Source organism: Natrinema soli, from assembly GCF_028618695.1.
This window is the reverse complement of sequence record NZ_JAQIVI010000297.1, coordinates 36,123-52,019: the sequence shown is the minus strand read 5'-3', so window position 1 is coordinate 52,019 and position 15,897 is coordinate 36,123. Positions and strand designations below refer to the sequence as shown.

12 protein-coding genes are annotated in these 15,897 nt (G+C 59.5%); 3 read left to right on the top strand and 9 right to left on the bottom strand.

The features are described from left to right. Window positions 1–196: 196 nt before the first annotated feature. Window positions 197–550 carry an aspartate 1-decarboxylase gene (gene panD / locus PGX04_RS17915; RefSeq protein WP_273739762.1) on the bottom strand — a complete coding sequence of 118 codons (354 nt, stop codon included), beginning with the start codon at window positions 548–550 and terminating at the stop codon, window positions 197–199. Window positions 551–675: 125 nt separating this feature from the next. Next, on the bottom strand, window positions 676–1,641 hold the full coding sequence (locus PGX04_RS17910; protein ID WP_273739790.1) for an MBL fold metallo-hydrolase: 966 nt from the start codon (window positions 1,639–1,641) through the stop codon (window positions 676–678). A 264-nt stretch (window positions 1,642–1,905) separates the two neighbouring features. Here PGX04_RS17910 and PGX04_RS17905 point away from each other — a divergent pair, with 264 nt between their 5' ends. The 3 genes from PGX04_RS17905 (at window position 1,906) to PGX04_RS17895 (ending at window position 5,627) form a co-directional block, all read left to right on the top strand. Further along, window positions 1,906–2,307, top strand: coding sequence for a cupin domain-containing protein (locus tag PGX04_RS17905; RefSeq protein WP_273739761.1), 402 nt, complete (start codon window positions 1,906–1,908; stop codon window positions 2,305–2,307). A 253-nt stretch (window positions 2,308–2,560) separates the two neighbouring features. Further along, window positions 2,561–3,535, top strand: a complete 975-nt coding sequence (locus PGX04_RS17900; protein ID WP_273739760.1) for a DUF4872 domain-containing protein — start codon at window positions 2,561–2,563, stop codon at window positions 3,533–3,535. Window positions 3,536–4,127: 592 nt separating this feature from the next. Continuing rightward, complete coding sequence (locus PGX04_RS17895; RefSeq protein WP_273739759.1) at window positions 4,128–5,627, top strand: class I adenylate-forming enzyme family protein; 1,500 nt, start codon at window positions 4,128–4,130, stop codon at window positions 5,625–5,627. 158 nt (window positions 5,628–5,785) lie between these two features. On the opposite strand, the gene PGX04_RS17890 is transcribed toward PGX04_RS17895, so the two are convergent. The 7 genes from PGX04_RS17890 to PGX04_RS17860 all read right to left on the bottom strand — a co-directional run bounded on the left by PGX04_RS17890 (window position 5,786) and on the right by PGX04_RS17860 (window position 15,854). Continuing rightward, window positions 5,786–7,390 (bottom strand): AMP-binding protein, encoded by a 1,605-nt coding sequence (locus tag PGX04_RS17890; RefSeq protein ID WP_273739758.1) that lies wholly within the window; start codon window positions 7,388–7,390, stop codon window positions 5,786–5,788. A gap of 49 nt (window positions 7,391–7,439) precedes the next feature. Further along, window positions 7,440–8,645, bottom strand: a complete 1,206-nt coding sequence (locus tag PGX04_RS17885; protein ID WP_273739757.1) for an acyl-CoA dehydrogenase family protein — start codon at window positions 8,643–8,645, stop codon at window positions 7,440–7,442. Between the two features lie 39 nt (window positions 8,646–8,684). After that, a complete protein-coding gene (locus PGX04_RS17880) occupies window positions 8,685–10,340 on the bottom strand; it encodes a long-chain-fatty-acid--CoA ligase (RefSeq protein WP_273739756.1) in 1,656 nt (551 codons plus the stop codon). Window positions 10,341–10,491: 151 nt separating this feature from the next. After that, on the bottom strand, window positions 10,492–11,664 hold the full coding sequence (locus tag PGX04_RS17875) for a thiolase C-terminal domain-containing protein (RefSeq protein WP_273739755.1): 1,173 nt from the start codon (window positions 11,662–11,664) through the stop codon (window positions 10,492–10,494). Continuing rightward, window positions 11,661–12,095 carry a Zn-ribbon domain-containing OB-fold protein gene (locus PGX04_RS17870; protein ID WP_273739754.1) on the bottom strand — a complete coding sequence of 145 codons (435 nt, stop codon included), beginning with the start codon at window positions 12,093–12,095 and terminating at the stop codon, window positions 11,661–11,663. Before PGX04_RS17870 ends, PGX04_RS17875 begins: the two co-directional genes overlap by 4 nt. Window positions 12,096–12,194: 99 nt before the next feature. Next, a complete protein-coding gene (locus PGX04_RS17865) occupies window positions 12,195–14,165 on the bottom strand; it encodes a 3-hydroxyacyl-CoA dehydrogenase/enoyl-CoA hydratase family protein (RefSeq protein WP_273739753.1) in 1,971 nt (656 codons plus the stop codon). Further along, window positions 14,166–15,854, bottom strand: coding sequence for a class I adenylate-forming enzyme family protein (locus PGX04_RS17860; RefSeq protein WP_273739752.1), 1,689 nt, complete (start codon window positions 15,852–15,854; stop codon window positions 14,166–14,168). Between the last annotated feature and the right edge of the window lie 43 nt (window positions 15,855–15,897).

Genomic DNA, 15,897 nt, shown 5'->3' with positions numbered 1-15,897 from the left:
AGCACCTCGTCATCACCGGTCATCGTCCAACTTCGTGGTGGTGAACCCGATGGTGAACTGGTCGCCCTGCAAACTCGATACGTGGCGATAGCGAGTGAGAACTCTTGAGAGTTCGCCTCCCCCGTAACGGTGCGGATCTGCGGTCCCTCATGCAGATGAATCATAACTCGGAGACTATCCAATGATACGTCGTAGTTCAGTCGCCGTTTGTCTGCTCGGTGATTGTGTTCATCTCGTCAACAAAGACGATCGACGGCTCGTGACGCTCGTCTTCGGCATACCTTGCATACGACATGATGATAACGATGTCGCCCGGCTCGGCGAGCCGGGCGGCGGCTCCGTTCAGACAGACCTCACCATCATCCCCGGCAATCGCGTACGTCTCGAACCGGCCACCAGTCGTCACGTTCACGACCTGCACGCGCTCGTGAGGGACGATATCAGCAGCCGCCAGCAGTTCAGTATCGACGGTGATACTCCCCTCGTATGCTTTGTCCGTCGCGGTCACCCGCGCCCGATGAATCTTCGATTTCAACAACGTTCGATGCATGGATTCCTCTGCGTTCCCTGTAGGTACTATCGATCAGAGGGGTCATTAATAGCGTGGTTCTTCGAAGGACACCGATTTACTGCTCTACTCGATCTGCGGACAGGTCCCCCTGCGGCTGCCAACGGCTACATGATTGTCTCGAGCGCGGGGCGCTCAGGACGCACGCGGTAGCCGTCTTCTGTGCGCTCGACGAGCCCGTGACGATCGAGGTGGTCAAGGTGCGCGTACGCTTCACCGGGCCCGTGCAGGATGTGGATCCCCTCCAGCTCACCGAACAGGTGGGCGCTCACCGTCCAGGCGTCGGCGGGTCCCGCCTTGCGGAGGATGTCGAGAATCCGGCTCGCACGCTCGCGGTGATGGGCGATGATCTCCCGAGCGCGGCCAGTAGGGTTCTCAATCACGTCGCGGTGGCCCGGCCAGACCCGCGCGAGCTCCTGATTCGCAAGTCGCTCGAGCGTATCGAGATACGTCGCGAGCGGTGCGTCGACGCGGACGTCCGCCCCGCCGACGTTCGGGGTGTACTTCGGGAGGATGGCGTCACCGACGAACGCCTCGCGCCCGGCGGCACCGTCAAACGTGAAACAACAGAGGCCGGCTGCGTGCCCTGGCGCATGGAGCACGCGAAGGTCCCTCTCACCAACGTCGATCGTCACTCCCTCGGCGATGGACTGGACGGTCGGTGGCTGGCCAACGAGGTGGTCATCCGCGAGCGCCGATCGGAGTTCGTCCTGCGCAGCCGGTGGAATCCCCCACTCGTCGAAGTACACACGCTGGCGGCCGTGGAGTTCGTCGAGAGCATCTGCGTCCCGCCGGACGAGTGGCGCATCCGCCTCGTGAACGTACACGGTCGCTCCGCTCTGGGCCTGGATGTCTCCGGCGAGCCCGGTGTGGTCGGGGTGCCAGTGAGTCAACACGATCTGATCGATGTCCGCGAAGCCGAGGCCGCGCTCGTGAAGTTCGGTTGCGAATTGCTCGCGGATTCGTGGTGTCGCGATTCCGGTGTCGACGAGCGTGACCGTTTCTGTGTCGGACAGCAAGTAGGCGTTATTCTGTCCCTCGAACTCGTGATTTCCGAACGTCAAGACGTGCACGTGTCCGTACACGACTCGGAACGATGATAGTGGTATCGAATACGGTCATCTGTTCTTCGGCGGATGAAGGCGCGACCGGTGTGGGGCGCATCGTCTCTGTCTCCTCGATTTGGCCTGCGGTCGGGACAGTGAACGCGAATGGTGTCTCACGCCTGCCACGGCATCGTCGTCAGAGCGGGTGTTGACCGATACGTCCCGCTGTTCACGGCAGATGGCGGTGTCTGGTACACTAGCTTTATCTGTCGGTTCGTAGTATCGTGTTACATGGAATACGAGTGCGTCCACGAGGACGACGTACCGCGCGTCGACCTGTCTGAGAACGACGACATGCCGCCGGATCACGATATGCGTTCGATCAACGAGGCCCTGGGCCTCGAGAACGTGCGGGCGAAAGTATGGTACATCGAACCGGGTGACGAGATCGGCTACCACGCACACAGCGAACAGGAAGAGGTGTTCTACATTCTGGAGGGCACGTTCAGTTTGAAACTCGGCCGGTCCGGCGAGACCGAGACGGTAGAGGCCGAGCACGGAACGTGGTGGGCAGCGGAACCGATGGTCGGCCACGGCCATCGGAACGTCGGCGACGAAACGGGCATCGTCCTCGCATTCGGCGCACCGGCCGTCGACGATCCAGGCCTGAATCCCCACCAACTCGACGAATGAGCGCTGACGACGGCTACCAGCCGTAGGACGTCGTCTGTCCCGCGACGACAACGCAACAAACAACGACCCGCTCCCGACCGTGACCGAGGTCGACCATCGAACACACTCCCCGTTCGCGTCGAGTACCAACGCGGCGTACTACTCCCGAACCGGCCAGCGCACCATGTTTGACTGTACGGCCGAACTGCGCCGGAGCGTCGACGGACCCCGGACGACCGGTAACGTTTTTTCGGTCGCTGCCGCACCGACGAGCATGCATGGATACACGCACACGCCGGGAGACCATTGCGGGTCCGCGTCTCTCCGGAATCTAAGCGCATTCTACGACTGGGGGTTCGACGAACCCGCCTGTTTTGGACTGGGAGCGGGCATCGGCTTCGGCTACCACCAGGAGGGTCCCACATCACGGATGATCATTGGCCGGAATGCACACCTTGAACCAGCGTTCTTCGATCACCTCGGTCTCCCCGTCACCCACAGGGACGGTCAGCCTCGCGACGCCGCCTGGAAGGCGCTCGAGACACGTCTCGAGTCGGGGCCGGTCCTGTGTTTCGTCGACCTCTACTACCTCCCAGACTTTGGGAGTGACACGCACTTCGGTCCCCACACGGTCGTCGTCGCTGGGATCGACGCCGACACCGTGACGATTTCGGACAGCGAGTTCCCGGAGCCCCAGCCGGTCACAAAAACCGAGTTCGACGCCGCATGGAGTTCGGAGTACGGGTTCGGCCCCCTCGACCGTCGCTGGCTCGCCGTCGACAATTCGGGCGAACGGACAGCCGTCGAAGATGCAACCCGCGACGCCGTCGAGTCAGCGACGAAAACGATGCTGGAGGGTGGCCGAGGGTTCGGTAGCGGTGGCGTGGATGCAATCCGGGCGTTCGCGGACGAACTGCCCGAGTGGACCGCGTTCGAAGACGTACAGTGGATGGCGCGGTTCGCGTACCAGAACATCGAGCGTCGCGGGACGGGCGGCGGCGCGTTCCGCCGGCTCTACGCCGACTTCCTCGACACCCTCGGGACGGACGCCGGTTTCGATCCCCGGTTCGGCGAGCGCATGCACCGCATCGCGGACGACTGGACAGTCCTGGGCGAGGAGTTGAAGGCCGTCAGCGAGACCGACGACGGGGACGAACGAGCGGGACGTCTCAGTGATGCGAGTGAGCACGCACACACGCTTGCGGACCGCGAGGATGAACTGTTCGAGAATCTCGCGGCGGTGATGTGACCCGCTCCGGGACGCGGTTCGAGGCACAGCGGATAGAGAGCGCCGTGCACTCGGTGCACGCAAATTTAGGGGGCTGTCAAGCATCCAGTTACTACTCCTATCGTCTCGTTCACAAAATCAACTAGCTGGCAAAACTGACATCCTCCGAACCCTGAGGGGCGCGGTTTCCCGCACCGCAGTTTGGGATTGTGCCGGTCTACAGTCCCACGACTTGTTCTTGTAGGGCTATTCTCCCCGTAGCACTGTTTAGTTCTGCACCTCCTCGGTCAGAGTGTTGCCATCTAATGCCTGATTCGGTCGATGACGGTTGTAGTTCTTGGTAGGAATCAGTCGGCTCAGGACATGAGACGACCGAGAACAGACGAGGAATTAATTATCAATTGGCACCACTGTATGGGGAATTTCGTGAATCAGCGAACGGCATTGGGATTGTCGAACTCGCCCCAGTAAAACGCCGAATTGGCGTGTCAACAATATCTTCTCGCTACCTTGTAATCCGCTGGAGGTGAACATATACGTTCGATAAAATTCCACGTGCTGACTTCTACAGATGAGCGGAAGCTATTTTACACTCAAGATAGACAAGTGTTCTATGAATCTGTGCGAATACCTAGCACGCCAAGTCAAACAACAATCAGATTCGCCGGCTATCAAACGCAGGGACGTTGACGATCTCACTTATAACGACCTGGAAGCACAGGTACACCGTGTTGCAGCTTTGCTCGACGAGCGTGATATCGGAGAGGACGACCATATCGCCGTCTACATGCCGAACTGTCCCGCGTACGTTCCACTGATTTTCGGGATTTGGCACGTCGGTGCTGTCGCATCGCCGTTGAACATCCGGTTCGGTGTCGATGATCTCGTCTTCGTTCTTGAAGACATCCAGCCGACGGTCTTATTCACATCGGGAGTCATTGCTGACAAGACTGACGAACTCGAAAGTCGAGTTATAAGCCTCGAACACGTCGTTGAAGTCGACGAAGAAGGCGAATTTACAGAGTTCCCAGCAGCAAACGAGGCCCCATCGCGTGTTAAACGGTTAGACGAAGATCCCGCGATTATCATGCATACCTCCGGGACAACAGGGGACCCGAAAGGTGTGGTCCAGACCCACCGAAACATCGGCGCACAGGTCGATTCGGGAATCGCCGTCTTCAGGCTGGCCCCGGACGACACAGCCGTGGTCGCCATGCCACTGTTCCACGTGGGTGGACTCCACGGCCCCGCACTCATGCCACTGTTCTCCGGTGGTACTGTCGCAATCCTGCCAAAGTGGGACCCCGATGAGTTACTTCGAGCTATCGAGGACGTCGGCGCCACCTATACCGGCTTGGTTCCGACGATGATGGTCGATACGCTTGAGGCGGCTGAAGCGTCCGAGTATGACACTACTTCATTGAGGTTCTGTTTCTTCGGCGGCTCCCCTGCGCCGGAGCCGCTTCTCGACAATTTCAGGGAGACATTCCAGGTCGAACTCAGTAACTACTACGGTCAGACCGAAAACGCGGGCGTCAGTATCACGCTCGACCCCGAAGACGACCTTCCGCCCGGTGCACTCGGGAAGCTTACACCCGCTGTCCGGGGGAAGGTAGTCGACATCGAGACGGGCGAAGAAGTCGAACCGGGCGAACAGGGCGAACTCCTCTTGCGTGGGGACATCATCACACCAGGGTACTGGGAGCGTCCGGACCGCAACGAGGCGCTGTTTACAGACGGCTGGTTACACACGGAAGACATCGTCCGCCGAGACGAAGACGGATACTTCTACTACGTCGACCGGAAAGACGACATCATCCACTCGGGCGGAGAGAAGGTGCCGCCGAGTAAGGTCGAGAACGTCCTCCAGGACATGCCCAACGTCGAGGCTGTAGCTGTCTTCGGGACTGATCACGATCGATGGGGCGAAGCCGTTACTGCGGCAATCATCGGCGATGATATTACGGAAGAGGAGGTGGAGGCGTTCTGCGAGTCCCGAGAGGACCTGCCGGGATACATGAAACCCCGGCGAATCGTCTTTGTCGACGAGTTCCCGCGCACTGGTTCACAGAAGATCGACAAAGTAGCCCTTGCAGACCAAGTCGAACCATAGCACTGAGGCAGTCAAGAGGGGTCACAGGGATGATTGAAGTCCACGAGGTCCCCTCACTGGCCGAGAAGAGAATGAGATGGCAACATCGACCGACTCGCCAACATCTAAGCATGATATCCCAGGGCCTGGGATGGGTGAATTCTTAGCAGACGGAGTCACTAACCCGCTTCTTGATAGATATCTGCGTATGCGTCACGAAGTTCGTACTTTTGGATTTTCCCCGTCGCCGTTCGGGGAAACTCTTCGACGAAGATGACCGTCTTCGGCACCTTAAACCCGGCCTTCCGTTCGCTAACGTAGTCGATGATGTCGTCCTCGGGCAGGTCGTCCTTCGACGAACTGACGACGGCGGTGATGCCCTCGTTCCACTTCGGATGCGGGACACCGATAATCGTCGCCTCTTCGACGTCAGGGTGTTCCATTAGCACTTCCTCGACTTCGATCGACGCGACGTTCTCGCCGCCTGTCTTCACCATGTCTTTCTTCCGGTCCTCAAACCAGAGGACACCGTCCTCGTCGAGGCGGCCGATGTCGCCGGAGTGGAACCACCCATACTCGAAGGCCTCAGCGGTCTTCTCAGGGTCATTGTAGTAACCCTTCATCACCTGACCACCCCGGTAGACAATCTCGCCCTTCTCTTCACGCCCGAGCATGTTCCCGTCGTCGTCCATGATTCCGACCTCCACGTTTCGTACGGGGATGCCGACGGATCCCGCCTTCGTGTCGTGGAGTTCCGGGGGGAGGATGGTCGTCACGGGCATCATCTCCGTCTGGCCGAAGTAGATCTCGAACCCGGCACCGAACTGTTCCATCATCTCCTGTACCTCTGATCCGGGCATCGGAGCCATCGCATAGACACAGAGTTCGAGCGAACTAAGATCAGTTTCTTCGAAAGCATCGTGGTTGACGAGTTCTCGATACATGTTGGGAAGGCCGAAAAGCCGTGTTACCTCCTCGTCCTCAATGAGTGATAGGACGCGGTCTGGATCGAAGCCCTCAAGGATGATCTGGTGGGCCCCATTGTAGATGTCCGCCACGGTAAGGGCGTGCATCTGGGCGACGTGGAACAGCGGCATCATGGTGATAGCCGTGTCGTCGCCGCCGAGCCCACCGTCGATAATCGAACTCGCGTACTGGGAGAACAACGTCCGGTGGGTCATCATCACACCCTTCGGCTTCGAGGTCGTCCCACTAGTGTAGGAGATCTGGATTGTGTCCTCAGCATCGAGGTCCTCGACCCCCGGTTCGTCAGCTAACCCTTGCTCCATGAACGTCGAAAGGCGTGTCGCCTGCGGCCGGTCCGTGACATCGTCGGTCTTGTCGATAGTGACGATGGTATCAACGGGGCCCCAGTCGTCGAACTTCTCGGCGACGCTCTCGTATAGCTCGTCGTCGACTGCGAGCCCCCGGGGTTCGGCGTGGTCGATGTAGTAGTCCAGTTCGTCTGCTTTTAGCTCCGGGTTCAGCGGGATGTGGATGACGCCAGCTTTCGCACAGCCGAACCAGATTACGACGTATTGATAGGAGTTGATTCCGAGTGAGGCGAAGCGATCGCCTTTCTCAAAGCCAGCTTTAAGCAATGCGTTCGCCAACCGATTACAGTCCGCATTAAACTCATCGAACGTACGGGTCACACCTTGGAACGTGATGGCTGGTCGATCCGGGTAGTTGTGGGCCATCCGATGTGGGATCTGACCGATGAGGTCTTGAACGTCGCGTTTCGCCATTCCTTGCCACGGTTCGACGTTGGCTTTCTGAGCCATGGTCCATGGTACCCATCCACATTAATAACTCTAGGGATAGACGGACCGGTTACAGGAGTCCGTTCTGCTTCGCGATCGTGTTGAGTTGGATTTCGTCGGTCCCTTCGACGATTCGGAGCACTCGCGCTAGGTGAAGGTGGTCGACGAACGGGTTATCTTCCGAGAGCCCGTTAGCCCCGTGAATTTGGACCGCGTCGTCTGCGATCTGCCAGAACGCGTTGGTCGCGAACCAATGGAAGATGGAAACATCTTCAACGACATCGTTCTCCTGATCCATGTTCCATGCACAACGCAGTCCGCCCGCGTCGGCCATGTACGTCTTCGCGCGCCCCTTCGCATACATCGTCGACACCTGCTGGAACGTGCCGATCGGCTGTCCGAACGCCTCTCGGTCCTGGGCGTACGCTTTGCTCTGCTCAAGCAAGTACTGGGAGTACCCCACTGCTTCTGCACCGAGTTCGAGGCGCCCCATCGTCAGGAGTGCCATTGCATCCCGAAAAGCCCCATCGACGGGGCCGAGAACGCGTGATTCCGGAACGACGACATCGTCGAGCAGAATTTCGGCTTGCCAGCCTTCCAGACCGATGGCGTTGTTGACCGAGCCGAGTTCGAACTCGTCTTGCTCGACGATGAAGCACGTAATTCCCTCGAGTCGCCGGTCGACGTCCTCTAGTGGCGTCGTTCTCGCGAGAACGAGGGCGAAATCACAGAACGCCGCGTTCGTAATCCACTGCTTCCGTCCATTGAGGACCCATTCGTCACCATTCTTCTCGGCCCGAGTTCGCATCGCCGGCGAGTCGGACCCCACGTCTGGTTCGGTCTGTGCGAACGCCGTTGACTTCTCGCCGCGCACCACCGGTTCGAGATACCGTTCGACTTGCTTGCCTTCGGCGTGTAGCAACAGTGGATTCGGCCCCTCGGGGCCTTTAAGTACGTGTTCCGCAAGCCCGCGTCCCTTCGAGGCGACGTGACGCTTCGCAGCATACCAGGTGCGTGTGGAGACGCCCTCTCCACCCGCCTCCTCAGGCATAACCATTCCGTAGAACCCGGCGTCACCGCTCTTCCGCCGAACCTGCTGCACCGCGTCGAGCACCTCCTGGGTCGGTTGCCCGTTCGGCCGTCGTCCGAGCCGCGGATTCCTGACCGCCTCTGCAAGGTCGGCCTCGAGCGGGGCCACTTCCCGCTCGATGAACTCGTCGAGACTGTCGAGGATGAGCCGCGTCTCCTCGTCTACGTCGAAACTAACACCCGTCATTGGGTCGTCCTCCGGTATCGTTGTCGAATCGTGCTGTGTTCAATCAAGGTAGGCCTCCGCATACTGATCACGGACGGCTTGCTTGTTGTTCTTTCCCACGCTCGTCTTCGGAATGTCGTCGACGAACTCGATCTCGTCGGGGAGTTGCCAGTCCGCGAACCGCTGGGACAGTATCTCGTCGAGTTCGGCTCTGTCCACAGAGGCGTCACCTTCGATTTCGACGAGCGCGAACGGTCGTTCCTCCCACTCCGGATGCTCGAGACCGACGACGCAGGCGTCCACGACCTTCGGGTGTTCGACGAGGAGGTTCTCCATGTCGACCGACGAAATCCATTCACCACCACTCTTGATGACGTCCTTGATCCGGTCGGTGATCTTGAGATAGCCGTCTTCGTCGATTGTTCCCGCGTCGCCGCTCTTCCAGAACCCGTCGTCAGTGAACGCCGCGTCCGTCCGGTCGTCGTCGTAATAACTGCACGTTACCCACGGGCCTCGGACGAGAATCTCTCCGACCGACTCACCGTCGTGGGGGGCTTCCTCACCGGTTTCGGGATCGACGATTTTCGTCTCGATGCCTGGAACGGTCAAGCCTTGCTTTCGCCGTAAATCGAGTTGTTCCTCATCCGAAATATCTTCCTGAAGCGACGGTTTGATGAAGTTCATCGTCACCAGCGGCGTCGTCTCGGTCGCACCGTAGGCATGTACAACCTCCGCCCCGGTGAGTTCCTTGTATCCCCGCATCATGTCCAGCGGCGGCTCTGTGGCGCCGGACATCATCTGCAATCCCTCCCAATCAGGCGCGTCATCTAGGTTACGAATGTAGTCGAGCATCGGCATGAAAATGGCCGGTGCCCCGTTCGTCACCGTGATGTCCTCGTTACTGAGAAGTTCGACGAGCGGTTCGGGATCCTCCGCGCGGTATCGTCCAGGAAATGCGAGTTTCGCTCCGGTGTACGTCGCACTATAGGCCAGTCCCCAGCCCTGGCCGTGGAACATCGGTGTGATCGCAGCGACCGCGTCGTCGTGCGACAGACCGATGGAATTCGCCAACTGCATCGTGTGCAGGTAGATGTTCCGGTGCGAGTAATAGACGCCTTTGGGTCGTCCCGTCGTCCCGGTCGTGTAGCAAGCGCTGTAGGCGGCAGTCTCGTCGATGAACGGCCACTCGTACGCTGGGTCGGCGTCCGCCAGCATCGCCTCATAGGAGTACGTTGGTTCGAGGTCTGTGTCCACTGCCTCCACGTCGCGGTCTGTCATGACGACGTAGCCCTCGATGGAGTCGACCTCGGGTGCCACTCCTTCGGCGACCTCGAGGAGCGTCTCGTCGACGACCAGAAACCGGGGCTCGGAGTGGTTCAGTACGTACCGGAGTTGATCCGGGTGGAGCCGGAGGTTGAGCTGCAGGAAGACCGCACCGATTCCGGGGATGCCGAAGTAACACTCGTGGTGGCGGTGATCGTTCCACGCAAGCACCCCTACGCGATCTCCGGCCTCGACACCCAATTCTTCGAGGGCATTGGCCAAGCGCTGCATCCGTTCGTACGCCTCTCCGTAGGTGTACCGGAACTGGTCTTCGCCTGTTCCTGAGACGATTTCCCGGTCAGGAAAGTTTCGTGCTGCCGCCTCGATGAATCTTGTCGTGTTGAGGGGGTACTCGTCTCCACTAGTTGATGGGAATCCACCTAGGACATCCATGAATTATTGTTACGTAATCCATTGTATATAAGTTTGGGTGACAACCACACGTCTTCTGTTGTTACCGCTTGGAAATGAGTTTCAGATGGGTCTGCTGACAGACCTTCAGACAGAAGGATGAAACCGGATTTCCATCAAAATATCAGAAAATTCAGCGGTTACTGAGGATCGTTACTGTCGAAACGCCGCCTTCACCTACGAGTGCGCCACCGGAGTTCTGGGCTAATCCGATAGACGGATTTTCAACCTGCCGGGCTCCCGCCTCGCCACGGAGTTGCCAGACGAGTTCACAGATCTGGGCCACCCCCGTCGCACCAACGGGATGACCGCGTGACTTGAGTCCACCACTTGGGTTAACCGGAATACGACCATTGAGCATCACGTCACCACTCCGGACGAGTGAGGCACCTTCCCCCCGATCCGCTAACCCGAGCCCTTCGTAATGCATTAGCTCGCCGATGGTGGCCGCATCATGTACTTCGACAACATCCAGATCATCCGGGCCGATACCGGCCTCACTGTAGGCCTTTTGAGCCACGCGTTCGTCGAGTTCTTCACGCCAGAATTTGACCTCTTCGAGATACTCGCCGCTCAACATTTCGGCAGCATCGACGTAGATCGGTTCCTCGACTAACTGTTCGGCGATTTCGCCGCGTGCGATGACTGCCGCTGCTGCTCCATCTGACATTGGACAGGCATCAAGCAGCCGGATAGGATCGGAGATCATGCGGGATTCCAGGACGTCGTCGCGGTCAACGTTGAGCTGAAGATGTGCCCGTGGGTTTTTGAGCCCATTGGCATGGTTTTTGACCGCGATATCAGCCAGTTCCTCGCGGACATTACCGAATTGATCCATGTAGGCGTTAGCGCGCATCCCGTAGAGACCCATGAACGTCATCCCCATCGCACCCTCAACTTCTGCGTCCGCCCCACCAGCCATATCTTTGAGAGCGACCTCCGTCGGGACACCAGTCATTTTCTCAACACCGATAGCGAGCACGATGTCGGACTCGCCTGATTGGACTCCCTTATAGGCCTCCTGGAACGCACAGGTCGAGCTGGCACACGCGTTCTCAACTCGGGTAATCGGAACGCCTGTCACCCCTACTTCTCGGAGTATTGCTTGGCCAATAACACTAGTTTGGTCCTGGGCGGTAGTGGCGACATTACCAATATACGCTTCCTCGATGTCGTCTGGTTCGACGTTCGAAGACAGGAGCGCTTCCCGAACGGCTCTGCTCCCGAACTCAGTCACCTGCTGTCCCTCCAGTTCGCCGAAGTCTGAATGACCGACGTTGACGACAGCTACTTCGTGTTCAGTCACTGTTCTTCCTCCATGGGGCGGAACATATGGCCAAACAACGGTTCACCGGTCTCCGAGTCCGTCCTGATCTTTTCGAGCACCAGTTCCACCGGGTCGCCGACTTCGAGTGATCGTTCTTTCCACTCGGTGAGAAGGGAGTAGATCTGTACGTTTTCCAGGTTCACAAAGCCGAACGCGTACGGCGGTTCGATTCCTTCTTGACCAGTGTGTGCGACGGTGTAGGTCTCGAGTTGTCCTGTTCGTGCAAGTTTGACATCAGCAACGTTGTCCGAAAGACAACTGCGGCAAAACGATCGAGATGGAAAGACGATGAACCCGCACTCGGAACATTCGGTCCCTATCAGTACTGGATTGCCATCGGCGGCAATACGAATCGACCCGTCAACGACGAGGCCCGACGACTCATTATAGTCAGGATGCACTTGACACATACGCTCCCGTATCGATGCTATGCCTATAAGTGTTCGCTCATGGAAGAGCGTTCTGAGAATACGTGTCCTGCTGGAGACGTCACGCCTGCGGTCGTACGATCAGCGCTCCCACGGCGGCGACTCCTTGTCGAGGAACGCCTGGAGCCCCTCTTTCGCTTCCGCCGACTGCGTGCGGGCTACCAGCGTCTCCAGTCCTTCGTTGACCCACTCGTCGAGGAGGTCGTCCTCCATTTCGACCCAGAGGTCGATGATCGCTTCGATGGACCCCGGACTCGACCCGGTCGTCGCACGAGCGAGTTCCCGCGTGACGTCCTCGACCTGCGAGCTATCGACGACGTAGTTGACGATCCCCATCTCCCGGGCACGCTTCGCGGACACCTGATCGTTCGTGAGTGCCAACTCCATGATGTCTTTCTTCCCGAGACTCGTCCGACCGTATGTGAGCCCGATCGGCGGGAGCGCGCCGATTCGCGCTTCCGGCAACGCGAAGTCGCTGTCCGTGGCCGCAACCGCGAGGTCGCACAACAACACCAGTTCGCAGCCTCCACCGTTGGCGACGCCGTCGACGGCGGCGACGAGTGGCTTGGGGTGTTCACGGATCGTCTCGATGGCTGGTTTCATGACCGTCTCGACCATCGTAGACGCGTCGTCGGTCGACTCCCAGCTCAGAATCTCGGCGATATCGTCGCCGGCACAGAACGCCCGGCCGGCACCCCGAAGAACTGTGGCTCGCACGTCGTCGTCAGCCGCTGCCTGTTCCAGCGCGTCGTTCAATCCCGTCCACGTCCGTTCGTCCAACGCGTTCAAGCTGTCCGGGCGGTTCAGCGTGATCCACGCGGTGTACTCCCGACGCTCGTACACGACGGTATCAAACGTCTTGCGTTCGTACTCGTACTCGTAGAACCCGCTCCCAGCGGCGAGCCCGACTTCGTCGTTCTCGACCATCTCGCGGAGGTGCGGGTGGGGTTCGTACTCCTCCCAGCCCGTCCGCTCGTGGAGGTCCTCGAGCGTCTCGACGAGTCGATCGATGCCGTACTCGTCGGCGAACGCCAGGAGGCCTCGAGGCCAGTTCATCCCGATCTGCACCGATGTGCCGATCTCGGATTTGGTCGTGACGTCATTGTCGAGCAGCCACGCGGCCTCGTTGACTGCCGGCGCGATCACTTCCTTGGGGTCGAAGTCGTACTGCGGTTCACGTGGGATGTCGACCCGCGAGTACTCGCCGGCTTCGGGGTACTCGTAGAACCCCTCGCCCGTCTTCATGCCGTATCGCTCCGCTTCCACCGTCTCGGTGAGGAGGTCGGGGATGTGCAGGGCCACGCCGCGCTCGCGCATCGACCGCGCCGCCATCTCAAAGACGTCGATGCCGGCGAAGTCGAGTACTTCGAACGGTCCCATCGGGAATCCGAGCCGGCGAATCGCGGCATCGATCGTTTCCGTGTCATGGATGCCCGCGTCGACCTGCCGGAGCGCCTCGGTCCAGAACCGCAAGTTGATCCGGTTGATGAGGAAGCCCGGAACATCCTTCTCGACGAGGACGGGCGTTTTTCCGATGTCTTCGCCGACCGCCTGCGCCGTTTCGAACACCGTGTCCGTCGTCTCCTCGCCGCGGATAACTTCGAGAATTGGCATCATCTGTACCGGACTCGAGAAGTGCATCCCGACGACTCGTTCGGGCCGCTCTGTCGCTTCGGCAATTTCCGTAATCGGGAGCGTGCTGGTGTTCGTTGCGAGGATCGCGTCGGCCGGCGCAAGCTCGTCGGCGGTACTGAACACGTCCACCTTCAGATCGATGTTTTCAGGGACGGCCTCGACGACGAGATCCGCACTTGTAAACGCAACCTCGTCGTCGGTCGTGGTTTCGAGTCGCTCCAGGACTGTGTCGGGCTCATACTCGTCGAGTTTCCTGAGACTTCCCTCGATCTTCTCGAGTGCCGTCGACAGGATCTCCTCGTCGACATCGTTCAGTACGACGTCGTACCCTGCTTGGGCGAACGTCTGGGCGATACCGTGGCCCATCGTTCCCGCGCCGACGACCGTGACGCGGTCGATTGGCGTGTCGGGAGCCATTCAGACCTCACCTCCATTGGTAGCGGTGTCGGCGGTCTCCGCAATATCCTCGCGAAGTTCCGTCTTCCGTATCTTTCCGACGGGGTTTCGCGGAATCGTCTCGACGACCTCAAGGCGTTCGGGGTGTTTGTAGATGGCGAGGTCGTCCTCCAAAGTGTTGGTAATGTCCTTAAGTGAGAGGTCGCTCCCCTTGACGGGGACTGCGTACAGGCAGACGCGTTCGCCGAGATCTTCGTCCGGCATGCCGACGACGGCCGCGTCGGCCACGTCTGGATGCTCGAGCACGACGTTCTCGACTTCTTTCGCCGAAATCGTGTATCCACCACGAATGATTACGTCCTTCTTTCTATCGAAGAAGCTGATGAAGCCATCGTCTTCGATCTGGAAGAGGTCGCCGGTGTAGAAGTACCCCTCGTCGTCGAACGCGTCGTCGGTGAGGTCGGGCTGGCGGAAGTACTCGGCGATTACGCCCGGCCCCTTGTAGGCCAGTTCGCCCACCTCGCCGGTCTCGGTCACGATGTCGCCAGTGTCGTCAACTATCTTCGTCCGGATGGTGTCGACCCGGGGATCCGAGAACGCCCAGTCGGTGTCATCTCGATCTGCTCCGAACTGGGGGAAGTCCGTCGCCCGACGCGCCATCGGCGTCGTCTTCGGTCCGCTAATGATCGCCGTTCCCTCGTTCTGCCCCCAGATGTTCACGACCTCGATTCCCCACCGATCCCGGAACTCCTCGAGGGCCCACTCCGCGGGCGCCGCCGAGCCAGTCGCGATCGTGTCAACACCGCTTAGGTCGAAGTCGTCAACACCGGGGTGTTTCAGGAGACGATTCATCACCGTCGGCACCAGAATCGTGAAGGTGACCCCTTCGGTCTGGATCTGATCGACCAAGATGTCGAAGTCGAGCGGGTGGTGGATGACGAACGTCCCGCCGGTGAGCAGCCACGGAATCAGATTGACGCCGACTGCAGTCATGTTCACCAGCGGTGCAGTACACAGCACGGTCTGTGGCTCGCCGATTTCGAAGTCGAGAAGCGGCAGGATCGGCATCCCGTGCCAGTTGTTATGCGTCATCGGACACGCTTTCGGCGCCGCGGTCGTGCCGGACGTCCACTCGAGGTTGAACACTTCGTTCGCCCCGATGGAGACGTCGTCCAGCGCCGAGGGATCGGGTTCCTGTTCGCTCATCTCCCGAATCTCTGTCAACGTCACGATCTCTTCGAGCGAGTCGAGATCCGTGACTGCGTCCCGGGCCATCTCGACGTGATCGAAGCCATTGAATTCGTCGAGCGTGACGAACAGTTCGGCGTCGGTCAACTCGACCACGTGGTCGAGTTCCCGCCGTCGCCACTGGACTGGCAGCGGTGAGATGACACCACCGGCGCGGGCCACGGCGAGGTAGAGCGCGGCGAGTTCCCACGTATTCGGCAGTTGCACGACGACGACATCGTTCTTCTCGACGCCGTGGTCACGGAGGCCGGCAGCGATGCCGCCGACGCGCTCGGCGAACGCCTCGTAGGTAAATTGCTCGGGGTCACGGTCCACTAGCTCGGCCGCGTTCGGCGGATCGACGACTGCTTTGCGGTCGGGCGCTGACTCGACCGTATCGGAGAATCGGTCAAGTAATGTCGTCTCTCCCCAGACGCCGGCCTGCTCGTATCGGTCGATCTGACTCTGAGAGTGCACCTTCATAGGAACACTTCTAACAGTGTTCCTTTACATAATGAATGTTTGG